Raw genomic sequence first — 16,434 nt, forward strand, 5'->3', positions numbered from 1 at the left:
GCGGCGGATACGGGCCGAAAAAAGTACGTAACCGCTCGAAGCGGTCAGTCGTCCGTCTCAGCGGGACGCGGACTGCCGCTGTCGGCGTCGGTTCCGAACGCCGTCTCCCGCAGGTCGGCCTCGATCTCCTCGAGCGACCGCCCCTTCGTTTCGGGGACGAGCTGATAGCAGAAGACCAGCGCGAACAGCGTCAGCACGCCGTACAGCCAGAACGTTCCGGACTGGCCGAAGACGTCGACGAGTCGGAGGAACGTCAGCGAGACGATCAGGTTCGCGGCCCAGTTTAGGACCGTGACGACGCCCATCGCCGTCCCGCGGATCTCCATCGGGTAGATCTCCGAGATCATGAGCCAGAACACGGGACCGAGCCCGATCGCGAAGAAGGCGACGTACAGCATCAGGCTCCCCGTCGCGAGCCAGCCGAGCATCCCGGAGAGTCCGGGCAGGTAGAACACGGCACCGAGGATCGCGAGCATGACGGTCATGCCGCCGAGCCCCGAGAGCAACAGCGGTCGCCGACCGAGTCGGTCCATCAAGAGGACCGCGACGACGGTCATCGCGACGTTGACGGCGCCGATGCCGACGGTCGCGAGGATCGAGACGTTATCCGCGAAGCCGGTCGACTCGAGGATCGTCGGCGCGTAGTACATCACCGTGTTGATGCCGGTGACCTGCTGGAACACTGCCAGTCCGATTCCCACAACGAGCATCGGGCGTACCCACGCCTGAAGCAGGTCACGGAGGGTTCCGGACTCGGTCTGGATGGTCTCTTTGATCTCGCGGAGTTCGTTCGGCACCTGATTCTCGGTGCGCGTCCGAGAGAGCACGTCGCGAGCGTCGTCTTCGCGACCCCGCTCGTAGAGCCATCTGGGGCTCTCGGGCATGAAGAGCATGCCGGCAAAGAGGATCGCCGCGGGGACCATCCCGAGGCCGAGCATCCAGCGCCACTGGCCGCCCTCCGAGAGCGCGTAGTTCACGAGGTAGGCGATGAGGATCCCGCTCGTGATCGTCAACTGGTTGAGCGAGACCAACGAACCGCGGATCTTCGGCGGCGAGATCTCCGAGATGTACAGCGGACCGACGACCGAGGCGAAGCCGACGCCGATCCCGTCGACGATCCGTCCGAGGATCAGCACTTCGACGGTCGGCGCGATCGCCATGATCAGCGAGCCGACGAAGAAGACGACGGCGCCGATCAGGATGAGTCGGCGGCGGCCGAGTCGGTCGGCCAACCGACCGCCGAACGCGGCGCCGATGATCGCGCCGACCATCGCGCCGCTGACGATGACCCCTTCGACGAGCGAGGGATTCATCGAGTAGCCGAATATCGTTGCCAGTTCGAACGTCTCCCGGATGTAGAGCATCGCACCGGAGATGACGCCCGTATCGAATCCGAACAGTAAGCCGTTGAGCGCGGCCAGCGCCGCGACGACGTAGACGAACGGATTCCGTTCGTCGACCGAACCGCCGGTCGGTGTTGCAGTCATGGGTGATTAGCCAATATAATTATCTCGGATCATAGTTAACAAATTCTCCGATCTTCCTCGGGAGGTGTTGACCCGCAGTCAGGAGAGCCTAGACCCCCGTGCGACGTCGAGATCCGCGGTTACGGTCGGTGAAAGGCGGCCCGCCGTCGGGTCGTCTGTCCTCACTCCCCACGGAGTCGCCGCGGAATCGAGCCCGTCATCGGGAGTTCGTCGCAGTAGTAGACGACCGGATCGCCGGTCGGCTCCGGCAGGTCGTTGACCTCGAACATGGTGTTTTCGTGGATCGTCACTTCGCCGGGCCGGAGGGGCCACCGCTCGTGGGCGATTTCGCCCGTCAGGACCCCTTTGTCTTCAGCGGCGTAGAACCGACGGCGTTCGACGAGCCAGTGGGCGAGCGTGTCCGGTTCGGGCCGAAAGACGTCGCCGTCGGGGCGATACGTCGCGTCGAAGCGAGCCCGCGGTGCGTCCTCGTCGAACCGCGGCCGCGCGCCGAGGGCGGTCTGGCCCCGCGTACTCGAGAAGGCGACGTCGCCGTTGTCCGCGCTGACTCGCATGTGTGCGTGATAGACCGGGAGCCGCGTCGTTCGGCCGACGATCGCGGCGATCAACGGGCTCCCGACGTCGATACTGAAGAAGAACAGGCCCGGGTCGCCACGGTACCGGACGTACGTCCGGACGTTGAGTTCGGCGACGGCCGTTCTGGTAAACGGCGGCGCGCCGCGGAGCCCGACCTTCGTGAGCACGAACGGCAACACGCTGAGCCAGGCGTCGCCGTCTCGCGTCTCGAGCGTCAGTTGGTCGGGAACGTGCGGACGGAGGGCGTCGGCGTCGACGGGCCAGTTGACGAACAACCCGTCGCGCCACGTCATCGAGGCGACGTGTGGCGCGGTCGGGGTCGAGCCGTCGGTGAAGTCCCACCGAAAGGGGTCAGTTCGCGGTCGTATTCGGCGTCGTGTCTGTCTGTTGTTGTGATCCGTCATCCTCGAGAGCCAGTCCTGGGAGACTGTAGCCTCGAATACGAGAAACGGGCGCATAAAGGAGACAGTTGACTGTCAGATACGATGGAGGTCCCGAACGGTGATAGTCACCGTCTGAATCGAGACTGCGACCGTTCAGTCGGCCGGTTCGATGTCGGGATCCGTGCCGGGGTCGTCGCTCGACTCCGTGAACGTCACCTCGTCACCGGACTCGCCGGAACCGCCGTTCGATCCGGTCTCGTCGATGAGGTGGGCTATCGCATCGGGCCCCCGGAGAAGCAGCAGTCCGAAGCCGATGCGGGTGGCGATGTCGAGATAGGCGCCCGCGAAGATGCCGCCGAAGGCGTCGAGCAGGCCGATCCCCTGTCGCGAGACGACGCCGACGACCAGGTACGCGACCCAGAGCAAGATGAGCAGATTTCTGAGTTTCCCGTAGAGCAGCACCCGCTCGCCGGCGGTCTCGCCGGACCGCTTCGTCACCGGCCAGACCATCATGTAGATGAGCGCGCCGAGGACGACCACCGTTCCCAAGGTCGCGGCGAGCACCGTCGTCCCGGTGAGGAAGTATCGGCCGAGACTGATGCCGACCCAACCGACCGTCAGGACGACGATCGCGATCAACTGGCGTCGGGTCGCGCCCGCGACCTTCCCCGCGACCGCGACCATGATCGCCGTCGCGACGAAATAGTCGATGTAGCGGGTCATCGGAAGGGGCTGACCGCTCGGCGTCATCACCCGGAGGAGTTCGACCGACATCCCGAAGTACGCGAGCGAGAGCGTCCCGCAGACGATCGGCGCCGGTAGGTAGTACCGGCGCGTCCCGGCCGGTTTCTTGGCGACCCAGCCGAGGAACACCAGCGTCGCGACGGCCGTCACGTAGAAGCCGAGCCGGTACATCTCGAGTTCGGGAATCATCGGCTCTCACCTCCGTGTTCGACGGCCGGCGGCTGTGACGCCGACTCGTCCGCCTCCGAGACGGAGAACTCGTCGACGGCGTCGGCCAGCTCCGTCGCCCGCCGGTCGAGCCGCGTCGCCTCGGCGGAGACGTCGGTGATCGTCGCCGTCGTCTCCTCGGAGGCCGCCGCGACCTGCTGTGCCTGCGAGGTCGTTTCGTTGGCCACGTTGGCGACGTCCTGAACGATCGTCGCGAGTTCCGCCGCGGATTCGGACTGCTCGTTCGTCGCCTGATCGATCTGCGTGACGCCGCTCGCGACCTGTTCGATCTCCCGGGCGATCCGGTCCAAGTTGTCCGCGAGGGAATCGACGCGATCGGTGGCCGATCCGATCGTTTCCTCGGTTTCCTCGATCTGTGCCGCACTCTCGGTCGCGCGCTGTTGTATCGATTCGATCATGGCTTCGACGTCGTCGACCGCCGCCTGGGTCTGCTCGGCCAGTTCCTTGACCTCGTCGGCGACGGCCTGGAAGCCGCCGTCCTCGCTCGAGGCGCTCTGGGATCGAGCCGACTCGATCGCCGCGTTCAGCGCCAGCATGTTCGTCTGGCCGGCGATCTCGTCGATCAGCTCGACGATCTCCTGAATCTGTTCGGCCTCGCGCTCGAGTTCGTGGATCGTCTCGGCGACGGTCTCCGTCTGGTCGCTGGCGACGTGCATCTCCGCCGTCGTCTCCTCGGCCGCCTCCTGTCCGGCGGTCGCGAGTTCGTCGACCTGCGTCGACTGGTCGGCGATCGTACTCGTCGCGGCGGCGACCTCCTCGACGGTCGCGGACATCTCCTTGACTTCTGTGGTCGCCGTCTCCAGATCCTCGGCCTGTACCGAGGAGCCGTCGGAGATCTCCTGAACCGAGGCGCTGACCTCCTCGCTGGCCCGGCTGATCTCCTCGGAGCTGGTCTGGACCTCCGTACTCGTCCGTGCGACGTCACGCGAGATCCGCTTGACCTGGGTCACCGTCGACTCCAGATCGGCGATCATCTCGTTGAACGACTCGGCGATCTCGACCATCGCCTCGTGGTTGGTCTGGGCTTCGAGACGCCGCTGCAGATCGCCGTCGGCGCAGTCGGCCATTACCTCGCTGAACCGCTCGGCCTCCGCCTCGAGCTCCCGGTTTCGCTGCTCGGTGCGGCGCTGGGCCTCGCGTGCGCGTTCGCGTTCGTCCTCGAGATCGGCCAGCGTGGTGCTGAGATCGTCGCGCATCGACCCGAAGGAGTCGTAGAGGATGCCGACCTCGTCGATCCGATCGGTCTCGAGGTCGACGTCGAGGTCACCGTCACCCATCCGTTCGGCCTTCTGGGCGAGTCGGCGGAGCTGCAGGGAGAGGTTGCCGCCGAGGACGATGGCGACGAAACCGAGGTTGACGACGAAGATGAACGCCAGCGCCGCGATGCCGGCGGTCGCGGTGTCCTGGGCCGCGAAGACGTCGTCCGCGACGCCGTATGTCGTGACCCCCATCGTCGACTCGCCGACGTCGATCGTCGCCGTCGTCGCGGCGAGTTCTTGATCGGTTCCCTCTGGCGTCGCCGTCACGACGCCCGACGCGTCGGTCCCGACGGCCTCGAGGACGGCCGCGTCGTCGACCTCGGCGTCCCCGCTCAGTTCGCCGACGCCGACGACCTGTTCGCCGTCGGCGTCGGTGACGACCGTCCGGTAGTCGTCGCCGCTCTCGAGCGTCGACGCGAAGGCGGCGACCGGCGCCGAAAGAGCGACGTACCGATCCTCGCCCGGGACGCTCGCGACGAACGAGAGCACCTCGTCGTCGCTCGAGAGCGCTTGGTGGGTCGCGGTCGGACCATCGGTCTCGCCGTCGACGCCAGCGGCGTCGAAGAAGTTCTCGGTCGTCGCCGCGTCGTCGCTGCTCGCGAGCACCTCGCCATCGGCGGCGAGGTAGTAAATTTCCGCGACGCGATCGCCGCGGGCGGCCTGCGCGTCGGCGAGTCGGTTGCCGATCGCCTCGGTATCGCCGTTGCGGACGGTCGCGTCCGTCGCTACTCCGTTCGTCGTCTCCGCGTTCGTTTCAAGCCACGTCTCCGCGACGTCGCTTCGGTCGTCGGTTCGGTCGCTGAAGTGCTGTTCCGCTGCCGGCCCGACCGCTCCGGAGACGTGGGCGAAAAAGAGCCCCGAGACGAGCAGCGTCACGAGAGCGATCGCGATGAAAATCAAACCGATCTTTACACTATACGTTTCTCTGAGCCGATCGGGGAGTGAGTCCTCGAGTGCCATATTGTACCGTGGACGTGTCGGGCAGCGCGAGGCTGCGACGTGTCTCCATGATAGTGGTAATTCATCGTAATTGAATGTATCGACACAACTGAACACTCTGGATCAGTTTGTAGACATCATTATATATCTCGAGGTATCCGAGGACCGCGAGCGCAATCAGGGCGACTCACACGAAAAGTAATTCCTGGTAGCTGTACGCAGTCTTCGGAAACGGACGGCTTCGCTCGGTGGAGTGATCGTGCCAGCGTTCGGTCCGATTGTACCAGTTCGGATAGACAACGGCGGATGGAGTCGTTCGGCGCCGTTGATGCGACCGGATAGATCGGCTACGGCGCTCGGTCGACGGCTCCCCCGTCGGCCGTGCCGACTCGCGGCGACTCTCGGAAGCGAACCGCTCGAGCGAAGAGCGACAGTCCGTCGCCGACGGCGCGGACGGCGTCGATCAGTCCTCGATTTCGATCGCCGGGCGGCCGGGTTCGGCGTTCGCGAGTGCCCCCTCGTCGGCCTCGTCGGCGCCGACGACGGTCACCGGCGCCTCGAACTCGCGTTCGATCAGCCAGGCGGCCGACTCGAGGGCCGCGTACTCGGCCTCGGGCGAGAGCGTCATCGACAGCGCCTCGCGCTCGGCCTGCAGGTCCTGTCCGTAGTCGGCCGCGGCGTCGCCCTGTTCGCGGATGTGCGACTCCTGCATGAGTTCGCCGATCAGGTTGCCGGCGTCGCTCTCGATCGCGATCTCGAGGGCGTCGTACTTCCAGTCGGGCGCAACGACGACGTCGATCGCCTTCGGATCCTCGATACCGGCGACTTCGACGATGTCGCGGATGTCCTCGCGGGTGTTCTCGACCAGCCGGCGGCGCTTCGTGACGTGGTCGCGGTCGACCTCGGCGGCCGGCCACGAGGCGTCGGCGACGAGGCCGTCGTTGCCCAGTTCGTCCCACAGCTCCTCCGCGAGGTGGGGCGCGACCGGCGCGAGCAGGCGGACGACCGCCGACAGCCCGCGCTCGTAGGTCTCGGCGTGGGGCTCCGTGTAGTCAGCGTATTGCCGCAGCGTTCGGACCAGATCCTGCGTCTCGCGCAGCGCCTTGTTGAACGTCAGGTCGTCGTACTCGTCGGTCGCCAGCGCGATCGTCGCGTCGATCTCGCTGTCGACGTAACTCGCGACGGCGTCATCGTCGCCCGCGGGCTCGTCGGAAACGTAGTCCTCCACCATTCCCTTCAGCCGCGCGAGGAACGCGTTGGTCGACCGGACGCCTTCTTCGCTCCAGTCGAAGTCCCGCTCTGGCTGGGCGGCCTGCATCATGAACAGCCGCGCCGTGTCCGCGCCGTACTCCTCGACGATCCGCTGGGGCGAGACGACGTTCCCCTTGGACTTGGACATCTTCTCGCCCTCGAGTTGGACCATCCCCTGCGCCAGCAGATTCGTGAAGGGCTCGCGGTGCTCCAGTCCCTCGTGGTCGGCCAGCACCTTGGTGAAGAACCGCGAGTACAGCAGGTGCATCACGGCGTGTTCGATGCCGCCGACGTACTGGTCGACGGGCATCCAGTCGTTGGCCCGCTCCAAGTCGAACGGAGCGTCCTCGAGGCCCGGCGAGACGTACCGCAGGAAGTACCACGAGGAGTCGACGAAGGTGTCCATCGTGTCCGTCTCCCGCTCGGCCGGCCCGCCGCAGTCGGGACAGGTCGTCTGCTTCCACTCCTCGGCGGCGTCTAACGGATTCCCGGTCGTGTTGATGAACTCCGGCAGTTCGACCGGCAGGTCCTCCTCGGGGACCGTGACGGGGCCACAGTCCTCGCAGTGAATCACCGGAATCGGCGTTCCCCAGTAGCGCTGGCGGGAGATTCCCCAGTCGCGCAGCTGGTACTGGGTGGCCTCCTCAGCGCCCTCGGTATCCTCGGTCAGGCGCTCTCGAGCCGTCTCGCTGTCCAGCCCCGAGTAGTCGCCGGAGTTGATCAGCACGCCGTCCTCGGTGTAGGCCGCTTCCTCGACGTCGGGCGCTTCGGGCTCCCCGCCCTCTTCGGGTTCGGGAGCGATGACGGGGACGATGTCTAGTCCCTTCTTCTCGGCGAAGACGTGGTCGCGCTCGTCGTGGCCCGGAACGGCCATCAGCGCGCCCGTCCCGACGTCCGAGAGGACGAAGTCCGCGACGTAGACCGGAATCTCCTCGCCGGTGACGGGATTGGTCGCGGTCAGTCCGGTTGCGACGCCGTTCGGCTCGTCGCCGTCGGGGTCGGCCTCCTCCTCGATGAACCGACGGATGTCCTCATCCTCCTCGGCGAGCGCCTCGCTAATCGGGTGGTCGGGCGCCAGCGCGAAGAACGTCGCGCCGTGGATGGTGTCGATGCGGGTGGTGAAGGCCGTGACGGGGCCGTGTCCTTCAATGTCGAAGTCGACTTCCGACCCGTACTGGCGGCCGATCCAGTTGCGCTGCATCTGCCGGACCGAGTTGGGCCACCCCTCGAGGTCGTCGATCGCCTCTAACAACTCGTCGGCGTACTCGGTGATCTTCAGGAACCACTGCTCGAGTTCGCGCTGCTCGACGGGGGTGTCACAGCGCCAGCAGAGTTCGGCCTCGCCCTCGACCTGCTCGTCGGCCAGGACGGTCTCGCAGTGGGGACACCAGTTGACCTCGGCGTCGCGGCGCTCGACTAAGTCCTCCTCGAGGAACCGGGAGAAGAGCCACTGGTTCCACTGGTAGTACTCCGGCGTGCAGGTGGTGATCTCCCGCTCCCAGTCGTAGCCGAAGCCCATCGACTCCATCTGCTCGGTCATCGTCTCGATGCAGTCGAAGGTCCAGTCCCGCGGGTTGGTGTCGCGCTCTTTGGCCGCGTTCTCCGCGGGGAGGCCGAAGGCGTCCCAGCCCATCGGGTGGAGGACCTCGTCGCCCTGCATCCGTCGGAACCGGGCGTACGCGTCCGTGATCGTGTAGTTGCGGACGTGGCCCATGTGGAGTTTGCCCGACGGATACGGATACATGCCCAGCACGTACGTCGGATCCTCGACGTCGTCGGGCGTCCGATAGGCGTCTTCCTCGTCCCACGCCTCCTGCCAGCGCCGTTCGACCGTCGCGTGGTCGTAACCCGCGTCGCTCATTCTTATATACGAGTGGGGTCGTTGCCGCCGTATAGCTTTCCATCCGACAACGGGACGGGAACGCCACCAGCACGGGTCTTTCGAGAACGACGCTTCCGGCGACGCGCATCCGTTCGGTCTCGTGGATGGACTCGCACGCGAGACGCGAGACCGCCTCGAACTCAGAGGACACCGAGGGTCGCGACAACCAGACCGAGACCGACGAGGACCCCGCCGACGGCCTTTCGGAGCCGGACCTCCGAGCGGACCCGTTCCCGCTGCGATTCGAGGGAACCGGTCGCGATCGCGAGCGGCGTCTCGTCGGTCCCTCGCAGGACGTATCCGTCGGGCGTCTCGGTTAGTTCGCCGCGAGCGACCAGTTCGTCGCCGTCCCGGACGACGGTGGCCTGATACTTGTCCGGCATGGTGGTATTTCCGCCGACGCTCACGGTGAACTCGAGGTCGCTGACGACGCCGCCCTCGCCGGCCAATCCCGTCCGATCGAGGAAGCGATTAACCGGGTCGAGATCGCCGAGGTAGGATTCGGTCGCGGGGTCGCCGAGAAACAGCTCCGACGAATCGAAGGGGTCGTCGCCCTCTCGAATCGCCAGCGTCGTCGCGTCCACGCGGACGCGGTCCCAACTGTGGTCGACGGCGAACTCGCCGACCGCGAGTTCGGCCGCGTCGGTCCGCCATCGGGTCCCGTTCCCCGCGTTCTCCTTCCGGCGGACCCGCCACGCCCAGAGGGCAGCCGAGTCGTCCCCGCTCTGGTCGGGGCCGGTCCGCGTCGGCGACGCTGACTCGAGAACGCGAACCGGGCCGCTGACCGTCGCCTCGCCGCCAGGTTCGACCGGCTTGTCGCTCGCCGACGCGAGTTCGTCGATCGTCTCGTGTCGACTATCGAGGTCACTGGCTCGTGACAGAACGAATCCGCCAAACAGGATGAAAGCCCCCGCGACGACGAGTGCGGTTAGCTCGACCATGGGCAGAATATGTCATGTCATCATGATAAATGCACGGAACATTCCGGTTGCAGTGACGACCGGTCGACCGCGACCGTGCGGATGCGAATCGCAGTCGCGATACCGCGCTCGTCCGGCAACTCGAGTCACGCCCAGCCGGTACGGCGATCGATGGCGGGCGAACCGGATCCGGACTCGAGCGTCGTCGCGGCGATTACTCGATATCGATCTGCTTCGAGTCGTCGGTTCCCGAGACCTTCGGGAGCCGGACGGTCAACACGCCGTCCTCGAAGCCGGCCGAGACGGACTCCTCCTCGACCGGGTCGGGGAGGCGGATCCGGCGGTTGGCCGACGTGCGCGTCCGTTCGCGACGGAGGTACCGTCCCTCTGCGTACTCCGACTCGTCCTCGCGGCTGGCCTCGAGGCGCAGGGTGCCCTCCGAGAGGGTCAGTTCGATGTCGTCGGTCTCGTAGCCGGGGAGGTCAGCCGTGACGAGGTACTCCTCGCCGGCGTCGACGACGTCGACCGGGACCGAGCCCGGGACCTGCAGGCCGCCGGCGCCCATCCCTTCCTCGACCTGTCGGCTGACGCGGTCGAGCAACTCCTCGATATCGTCGAACGGGTTTCGTCGCATACGCACAGGTAGGGGCTCGAGCGAGATAAATTCTGCCCGCGACTCGAGGTCAAAAGAGCCGGTGGCTTCCGCGCGAGCGGACGCGGAGCTACTCGGGTAGCGTCACCAGCCCGTCGTCGAGCGCGTCGGACAACACCTCGCGCGCGTGTCCGTCGGGGTCGACGTTCTCGTAGACCGCCTTCACCTCGCCGTCGGCGAGGAAGAAGGTCGTCCGCGCGGTGACGCCGCTGTCCCGCAGATCGACGTCGAACGTCTCGGCGATCTCGCCGTCCGGATCGGCCAGCAGATCGAACTCAAGGCCCGCCGCCTCGCAGAACGCGTCGTGGGAGTCGACGTCGTCGGCGGAGACGCCGTATATCTCGACGCCGGCGTCCTCGTAGCTCTCGCGTTCGCGCTGGAACTGGTTCGCCTCGATCGTACAGCCGGGCGTGTCGTCCTTCGGGTAGAAGTACAGCACCGTCGGCTCCTCGAACTCGAGGGAGACCTCCTCGCCGTCCTGGTTCGGTGCGGTCACGGTCGGCGCGTCGTCGCCGTCGTCGAGCGTCATGGACAGGGGTACCGCGGGGACGCGGAAAACCGTTTGCGGTGCTGGGCCCGCTATCGCGGGTCGCGTTCAGGTGAAAGCCTCGCGCTGAATAGCCAGCCGGCAGTCTCTCTTCCCGCTATGTCAGTCGGCGAACTCGGTCCGAACGACGTCGTAACGGCAGGTCCGAACACCGAACTCGAAACGGTCGCACAGCGGCTGGCCTCGAACAACGTCGGCGCCGCGGTCGTCACCGAGGGCGAGGAGCCGGTCGGGATCGTCACCGACCGCGACATCGCCCTCGAGGTGGCCCAGAGCGATGACGTCGCCGCGACACCGGCCGAGGACGTGATGACGGCGGGGCTGACGACGCTGCAGGAGGACGCGGACGCGATCGAGGTCTCGCGGGCGATCAAGGAGGAGAACGCGCGCCGCTTCCCGGTCGTCGACGAGAACGGCGAACTGACGGGGATCGTCACGCTCGACGACCTCGTCGCGACGATCGGCGAGCAACTGGGCAACGTCGCCGACACGATCGAGTCGCAGTCGCCCGACTACAGTCCGTAGCCATCCTATTCCGTTATCTCGAGCGACTAGTCGGCGCTCACTCGATCGTGGACGGCGATGACCCGTTCGCCGCGTTCGGTGAGCGTTACCGTCTTCCGGTCTCGGTCGTACGCGACCGCATCCCGGGCGGATAACCGCGGGACGTGCGAGTGGTGCAACGAGAGATTGATCCGCTCGATTTCCGCGTCCGAGATGTCGGGAGCCGGTTTCCCCTTGCACTTTCGTGCCACGTCCGCCGCTGCGTCGGCCAGCGAAACGGGAGCGTCGTGTCGATCGAGGCACTCGAGGAGCGCGCGACGGTAGGCGTGGCTCAACAGGCGGAGCGCGACGTCTTGTGATACTCCCTCATTCGTCATTTGATTGACTAGGCGATACGATCGGAAGAGTAGCAAACTTGCCCCGAGCAAGATATTATGAGGAGCGGCTACCAGACGGAGGTTACGTCGACTCGGAATCCCGCTCCGCAGGCAACGTCGCGAAGACGAGGTTCTCGGTGCCCCGGCGGAGGAGTTCGGAGATCGCCTGGTGGGAGATGTCGAGGTCGTCCGCGAGTTCGTCGGTCGTCGTCTCCCGCGGGACGCGGTAGTAGCCGCGCTCTGCGGCGGCCACGAGCGCGTCCCGCTGTGCCGCGGTGAGGACCTGCACTCCGCGGTCCGGGCGCGTCAGTTCGGTCAGGCTCAGCAGGCGAAAGGAGTGTCCGCGGTCCGCGAGCTGGTCGCGGAACGCGTCGAACTGCTCGCGGTCGGCAAAGTGGAAGTCGACCCGCCACTCCCCCTCCGCGAGCCGCGCCTCGAGCAGTGATCCCTCCTTGTCGAGGTACGAATCGATTCGCCGCTTCACGTCTTCGGTCCACTCGACGTGGTAGAACGCCGCCTCGTCGAACCGATCGCTCGCGACGATTTCGTCGATCGACGGATCCGACCGGAACGCCGCCTCGACGGCGTCGAACTCCGCATCGGCGGCCCAGAGACAGGGCATCACCCACTCGGTGCTGTGCGCGGCGATTCGCTCCGCCTCGACCTCGAGCCCGGGAACGGCGCTCGCGGCGTGGTCGAGGGCCAGCGCTTCCGGCGGGATGGAAATGGACGCGCGTAGCATACCGTACGTAGCATCTCCAGCGAGAAAAAGCCGCGAGGGGATTTCGACTCGAATCGGGACGGAGCGGACCAGCGGGTTCGCGCGGCGTCCGCATCCCCAACACCTAACAGCGTTCTCTCGAGTAAACACGCCGTGAACTACACAGTCTTCCGCGTCTGGGGAATCCCGATCCGCGTGCACGTCTCGCTGCTCGTCTTCGTTCCGGTGCTCGTCTGGCTTATCGGCAGCGGTGAACAGCTCGCCGCGTACGAGGTCGTCATCAACGCCACGACGCCCGCAACGGTCGACGCGGCGAGCCTCTCCGACGCCGACCGCTGGCTCATCGGGGCCCTCGCGGCCGTCGGGCTGTTCGCGAGCGTCACCGTCCACGAACTGGGCCACGCGTGGGTCGCGATGCGCTACGATATCGAGGTCGAGTCGATCACGCTCTGGATTCTCGGCGGACTGGCGAGTCTCACCGAGATGCCCAGGGAGTGGAACCGCGAGTTCTGGATCGCCGTCGCCGGCCCCATCGCGAGCCTCCTCGTCGGGGCCGCCTGCATCGGCGCGCTCGTCGTCGTCCCCGAGTCGGCGACGGTCGCCGTCTTCGCGATCGGGCTGCTCGGCGTCATGAACGTCTCGCTGGTGGCGTTCAACATGCTCCCCGCGTTTCCGATGGACGGCGGGCGAGTGTTGCGGGCCGTGCTCGCGCGCAACCGCTCGTACGTCAGCGCCACCCGGACGGCCGCCCGCGCCGGAACGCTGTTCGCGATCCTGTTCATCTTCCTGGGCGTCGTCGTGACGTTCAGCCCGATCCTCGTGCTGGTCGCGCTCTTCATCTACGTCAGTGCAACCAGCGAATCCCGTGCGGTCGTTCTCGGCGACCTCCTCTCGGGACTGACCGTGACGGACCTCCTCGAGCCCCGGGGATCGGTTCCGGTCGACGCGACCGTCGAAACCGTGTTCGCTCGCCTGCTCGCCGCGCGGCGGACGGACCTCCCCGTCGTCGACGAGAACGGTGCGATCGTCGGCGCGATCACCGCGACCGCGCTGCGCGACGTCGGGCCGGCGGAGTACGAGACGACGACCGTCGGCGACGTCACGACGACGGACCTCCCGCGCATCGACGCCGAGACGAGCGCGTTCGACGCGCTCCAGACGTTACAGCGAAGCCGGTCCGACGTCGGATTCGTCGTGCGCGACGGCGAGCCCGTCGGACTGGTCTCGCGGGCCGACTTCGCCGCGGCGCTCGAGCTCCGGCGCGACACGACGGCGTTCTAGCGGTTCGAGTGTCGTCCGGTAGCGAACGCCGATAGTGAACCGCCTCGGAGTCAAGCCCCGGAGAATTCGCCTCGACAGACTGTAAAACGGAGTCTCGACGGCGGACGACTACTCGACGACGTGTTCGGTGTCGTACGAGCCCAGTCGACGGACCCAGCCGTTCTCGGCCAGTTCCTCGAGATCCTCGATCGCCTCCTTCGTCCGGGCCTCGTAGAGGCCGGCCTCGAAGTCGACGTGGAACATGTAATCGCCGAGTCGCTGCCCGCTGGGGCGGGACTCGACTCGCGTGAGGTTGATGTCCCGATCGGCGAACGGCTCGAGGAGTTCGAGCAGGAGACCGGGGTAGTTCGCGTTGGGGTAGACGACGAGCGAACTCTTGCCGCCGCCCTTCGAGCGCTCCTCGGCGGGCGCCAGCGCGAAGAATCGGGTCGCGTTCGAGTCCTGGTCCTGAATGTCCTCGGCGAGCACCTCGAGGGTCGGTTCGTCGTCGGCGTTGGCCGGATGCCCGATCCCCGCGACGGAGGGATCCTCGCGGGCGAACTCGACGCCCTGGGCGGTGCTGGCGACCGCCTCGAGGGTGGCGTCGGGATACTCGCGCTCGAGGTAGGTACGACACTGCGCCAGCGCCTGGGAGTGGCTGGCGATGGTGTCGAACTCCGGCCCCTGGGCGAGCAGCGCGTGGCGGATCGGGGTGACGATCTCGCGGACGACGGCGACGTCGTACTCCGCGAGCGCGTCCAAGCTCTCCGTGACCGAGCCCTCGATGCTGTTCTCGATCGGGATCACGCCGCGATCGTACTCGCCGCCGGCGACGGCGTCGACGATCGCCGTCACCGACTGTCGGAAGTCGATCTCGTTGCCGTCCGCGACCGCCGTCGCCGCCCGGTGCGAGTAGGTTCCTTCGGGACCCAGCGTAACTGCGACCATCGGCTGGTGATAGCGGGGATGGGATCAAAAGGCCTCGGGTCCGTCTCGAGCGCTGTCAGCGGCGGCGACTCAGGCCGTCGCCGTGACGATGTCGCCTTCGTACTCGGCGATCGCGTCCAGGACGGCCTCGCGGTCGTCGGGGTCGACGTCGAACTCCCGGAGCGTCGCGTCGAGGTGCTCGACGATGACGTAGAAGTCGGGTCTCGTGATCCCGAGGTCGTCGTGTGCGGCCTCCATGTTCTCGCCCGAGTAGTCGACGGGGCCGCCCGCGACCGCGCTGATGAACTGGGTCTGGTGGGCCCGCTGTTTCTGCATGTCGACGTCCTCGAAGTAGTGGGCGACCTGTTCGTCCTCCACTACGCGTTCGTAGAACTGGTCGACGACCGCACCGATCGCGTCCTGTCCGCCGAGTCGTTCGTACAGAGTTTCGCTCATCCGACCGGCCCTACGAATGACGGAAAGTTAAATGGTCTCTCGAATATGTTCGCGCGAAAATTCATGTTGCCTGGTCACAAATACCATACAACTTCTCGCGCGGACGACGTTCACCGATCGTCGCCCGACAAGCGTGCGCTTTTCATACCCCAGGCGCCGACTGTTCTCCCATGAGAACGCGCGGGACGCTGCGACTGGCGACTCGGGGATCCACACTCGCCCGGCGACAGGCTTCACTGGTCAAGGAGGCTTTAGAGGACCGGCGCTACGAGGTGGAACTGGTCACCGTCGAGACGACGGGCGACCAGATCAGGGACGAACTGATTCATCGACTGGGGAAGACGGGCGCGTTCGTCCGCGAACTCGACGAGCGCGTCCTCGAGGGCGACCTCGACGGCGCCGTCCACTCGATGAAGGACATGCCGACCGAACAGCCACAGGACCTCGTCACGGCGGCGGTGCCCGAGCGCGGGCCGCCGGGAGACGTCCTCATCACGCCTGACGGCTCGACCCTTGAGGAGCTTCCGGACGGGGCGACCGTCGGCACCTCGAGTCTCCGCCGGCGGGCTCAGCTCCTCTCGGAGCGCCCGGATCTCGAGGTCGAGCCCCTGCGCGGGAACGTGGACACGCGCCTCGAGAAGCTGCTGGCGCCGTCGCTGCAGGAAGAACACCAGGAGCGTTCGGAGGCCGACAAGGAGCGCAAGGGGAACGCCGGCGACGACGACTACGAACCGGAATACGACCGCACCGTCGACGAGTGGTTCGACGACCTCTCGGAACTCGAGCGACAGGCGATGGAGCGCGAGGTCGAAACCGAGTACGACGCGATCGTCCTCGCGCAGTCGGGACTCGAGCGCAGCGGCCTCGCCCACTCCGTCGACTATCGGGAGCTCCCGACGGGGACGTTCGTTCCCGCGCCGGGACAGGGGGCGCTCGCGGTGACCGCCCGCGACGGCGAGACGGCACGCGACATCCAGTCGGCGATCGACTTCCCGCGGAGCCGCGTCGAGACGACCGTCGAGCGGACGATTCTCGCCGAACTCGGCGGCGGCTGTATCGCGCCGGTCGGCATCTACGCGGTCGTCCAAGGCGAGTACGTCCACGCCACGGTCAACGTCTTCGACCGCGACGGCGAGGAGTCCGTCGAGGGGAGCCGCGACCTGCCGGTCGAGGCCCACGCCGAGGCCGCCCGCGAGTTCGCTCGCGATCTCGCGGACCGCGGCGCGGCCGAACTCATCGAGGCCGCCCGCGAGGACGCCGAGAGCGACGAGGGAGAGAGCGTCGCCGAGGAAGATAAGCCCGAGGGGAAATAGCTAGCCGA

Annotated in this window: 15 protein-coding genes; 3 read left to right on the forward strand and 12 right to left on the reverse strand. The window is 66.7% G+C overall.

Annotated features, from left to right (window positions below):
* Window positions 1-44 precede the first annotated feature (44 nt).
* From HTUR_RS18040 to HTUR_RS18075, 8 genes are all read right to left on the reverse strand, one after another.
* Window positions 45-1,487, reverse strand: a complete 1,443-nt coding sequence (locus HTUR_RS18040) for a sugar porter family MFS transporter (RefSeq protein ID WP_012944770.1) — start codon at window positions 1,485-1,487, stop codon at window positions 45-47.
* A 161-nt stretch (window positions 1,488-1,648) separates the two neighbouring features.
* Window positions 1,649-2,467, reverse strand: coding sequence for a YqjF family protein (locus tag HTUR_RS18045; protein ID WP_049941799.1), 819 nt, complete (start codon window positions 2,465-2,467; stop codon window positions 1,649-1,651).
* Between the two features lie 132 nt (window positions 2,468-2,599).
* On the reverse strand, window positions 2,600-3,379 hold the full coding sequence (locus HTUR_RS18050; protein ID WP_012944772.1) for a bacteriorhodopsin: 780 nt from the start codon (window positions 3,377-3,379) through the stop codon (window positions 2,600-2,602).
* Entirely contained in the window at window positions 3,376-5,577 is a 2,202-nt protein-coding gene (locus HTUR_RS18055; protein WP_226377461.1) for a methyl-accepting chemotaxis protein, read from the reverse strand. Before HTUR_RS18055 ends, HTUR_RS18050 begins: the two co-directional genes overlap by 4 nt.
* 502 nt (window positions 5,578-6,079) lie before the next feature.
* A complete protein-coding gene (leuS, locus tag HTUR_RS18060) occupies window positions 6,080-8,728 on the reverse strand; it encodes a leucine--tRNA ligase (RefSeq protein ID WP_012944774.1) in 2,649 nt (882 codons plus the stop codon).
* A 161-nt stretch (window positions 8,729-8,889) separates the two neighbouring features.
* Window positions 8,890-9,690, reverse strand: a complete 801-nt coding sequence (locus HTUR_RS18065) for a hypothetical protein (protein ID WP_012944775.1) — start codon at window positions 9,688-9,690, stop codon at window positions 8,890-8,892.
* A 193-nt stretch (window positions 9,691-9,883) separates the two neighbouring features.
* On the reverse strand, window positions 9,884-10,303 hold the full coding sequence (locus HTUR_RS18070) for an Hsp20/alpha crystallin family protein (RefSeq protein WP_012944776.1): 420 nt from the start codon (window positions 10,301-10,303) through the stop codon (window positions 9,884-9,886).
* Window positions 10,304-10,391: 88 nt separating this feature from the next.
* Entirely contained in the window at window positions 10,392-10,850 is a 459-nt protein-coding gene (locus HTUR_RS18075) for a peroxiredoxin (protein WP_012944777.1), read from the reverse strand.
* A 117-nt stretch (window positions 10,851-10,967) separates the two neighbouring features.
* On the opposite strand from HTUR_RS18075, the gene HTUR_RS18080 reads away from it, so the two are divergent.
* The gene (locus HTUR_RS18080; protein WP_012944778.1) at window positions 10,968-11,393 is read left to right on the forward strand and encodes a CBS domain-containing protein; all 426 of its coding nucleotides are present in this window, start codon (window positions 10,968-10,970) and stop codon (window positions 11,391-11,393) included.
* Between the two features lie 26 nt (window positions 11,394-11,419).
* On the opposite strand, the gene HTUR_RS18085 is transcribed toward HTUR_RS18080, so the two are convergent.
* Window positions 11,420-11,749: a DUF7344 domain-containing protein gene (locus HTUR_RS18085; protein WP_012944779.1), complete on the reverse strand. Its 330-nt coding sequence runs from the start codon at window positions 11,747-11,749 to the stop codon at window positions 11,420-11,422.
* A gap of 82 nt (window positions 11,750-11,831) precedes the next feature.
* Window positions 11,832-12,491, reverse strand: coding sequence for a helix-turn-helix domain-containing protein (locus HTUR_RS18090; RefSeq protein WP_012944780.1), 660 nt, complete (start codon window positions 12,489-12,491; stop codon window positions 11,832-11,834).
* A 132-nt stretch (window positions 12,492-12,623) separates the two neighbouring features.
* Here HTUR_RS18090 and HTUR_RS18095 point away from each other — a divergent pair, with 132 nt between their 5' ends.
* Window positions 12,624-13,751 (forward strand): site-2 protease family protein, encoded by a 1,128-nt coding sequence (locus tag HTUR_RS18095; protein WP_012944781.1) that lies wholly within the window; start codon window positions 12,624-12,626, stop codon window positions 13,749-13,751.
* A gap of 108 nt (window positions 13,752-13,859) precedes the next feature.
* Here HTUR_RS18095 and pheA read toward each other — a convergent pair whose 3' ends face one another.
* Both pheA and HTUR_RS18105 read right to left on the reverse strand, forming a co-directional pair.
* Window positions 13,860-14,678, reverse strand: coding sequence for a prephenate dehydratase (pheA, locus tag HTUR_RS18100; RefSeq protein WP_012944782.1), 819 nt, complete (start codon window positions 14,676-14,678; stop codon window positions 13,860-13,862).
* A gap of 69 nt (window positions 14,679-14,747) precedes the next feature.
* Window positions 14,748-15,113, reverse strand: coding sequence for a group I truncated hemoglobin (locus HTUR_RS18105; RefSeq protein ID WP_012944783.1), 366 nt, complete (start codon window positions 15,111-15,113; stop codon window positions 14,748-14,750).
* A 170-nt stretch (window positions 15,114-15,283) separates the two neighbouring features.
* Here HTUR_RS18105 and hemC point away from each other — a divergent pair, with 170 nt between their 5' ends.
* Entirely contained in the window at window positions 15,284-16,426 is a 1,143-nt protein-coding gene (gene hemC, locus HTUR_RS18110) for a hydroxymethylbilane synthase (RefSeq protein ID WP_012944784.1), read from the forward strand.
* Window positions 16,427-16,434: the final 8 nt, after the last annotated feature.

The sequence above is a fragment of the Haloterrigena turkmenica DSM 5511 genome (assembly GCF_000025325.1).
In the GTDB taxonomy this organism is placed as follows: domain Archaea; phylum Halobacteriota; class Halobacteria; order Halobacteriales; family Natrialbaceae; genus Haloterrigena; species Haloterrigena turkmenica.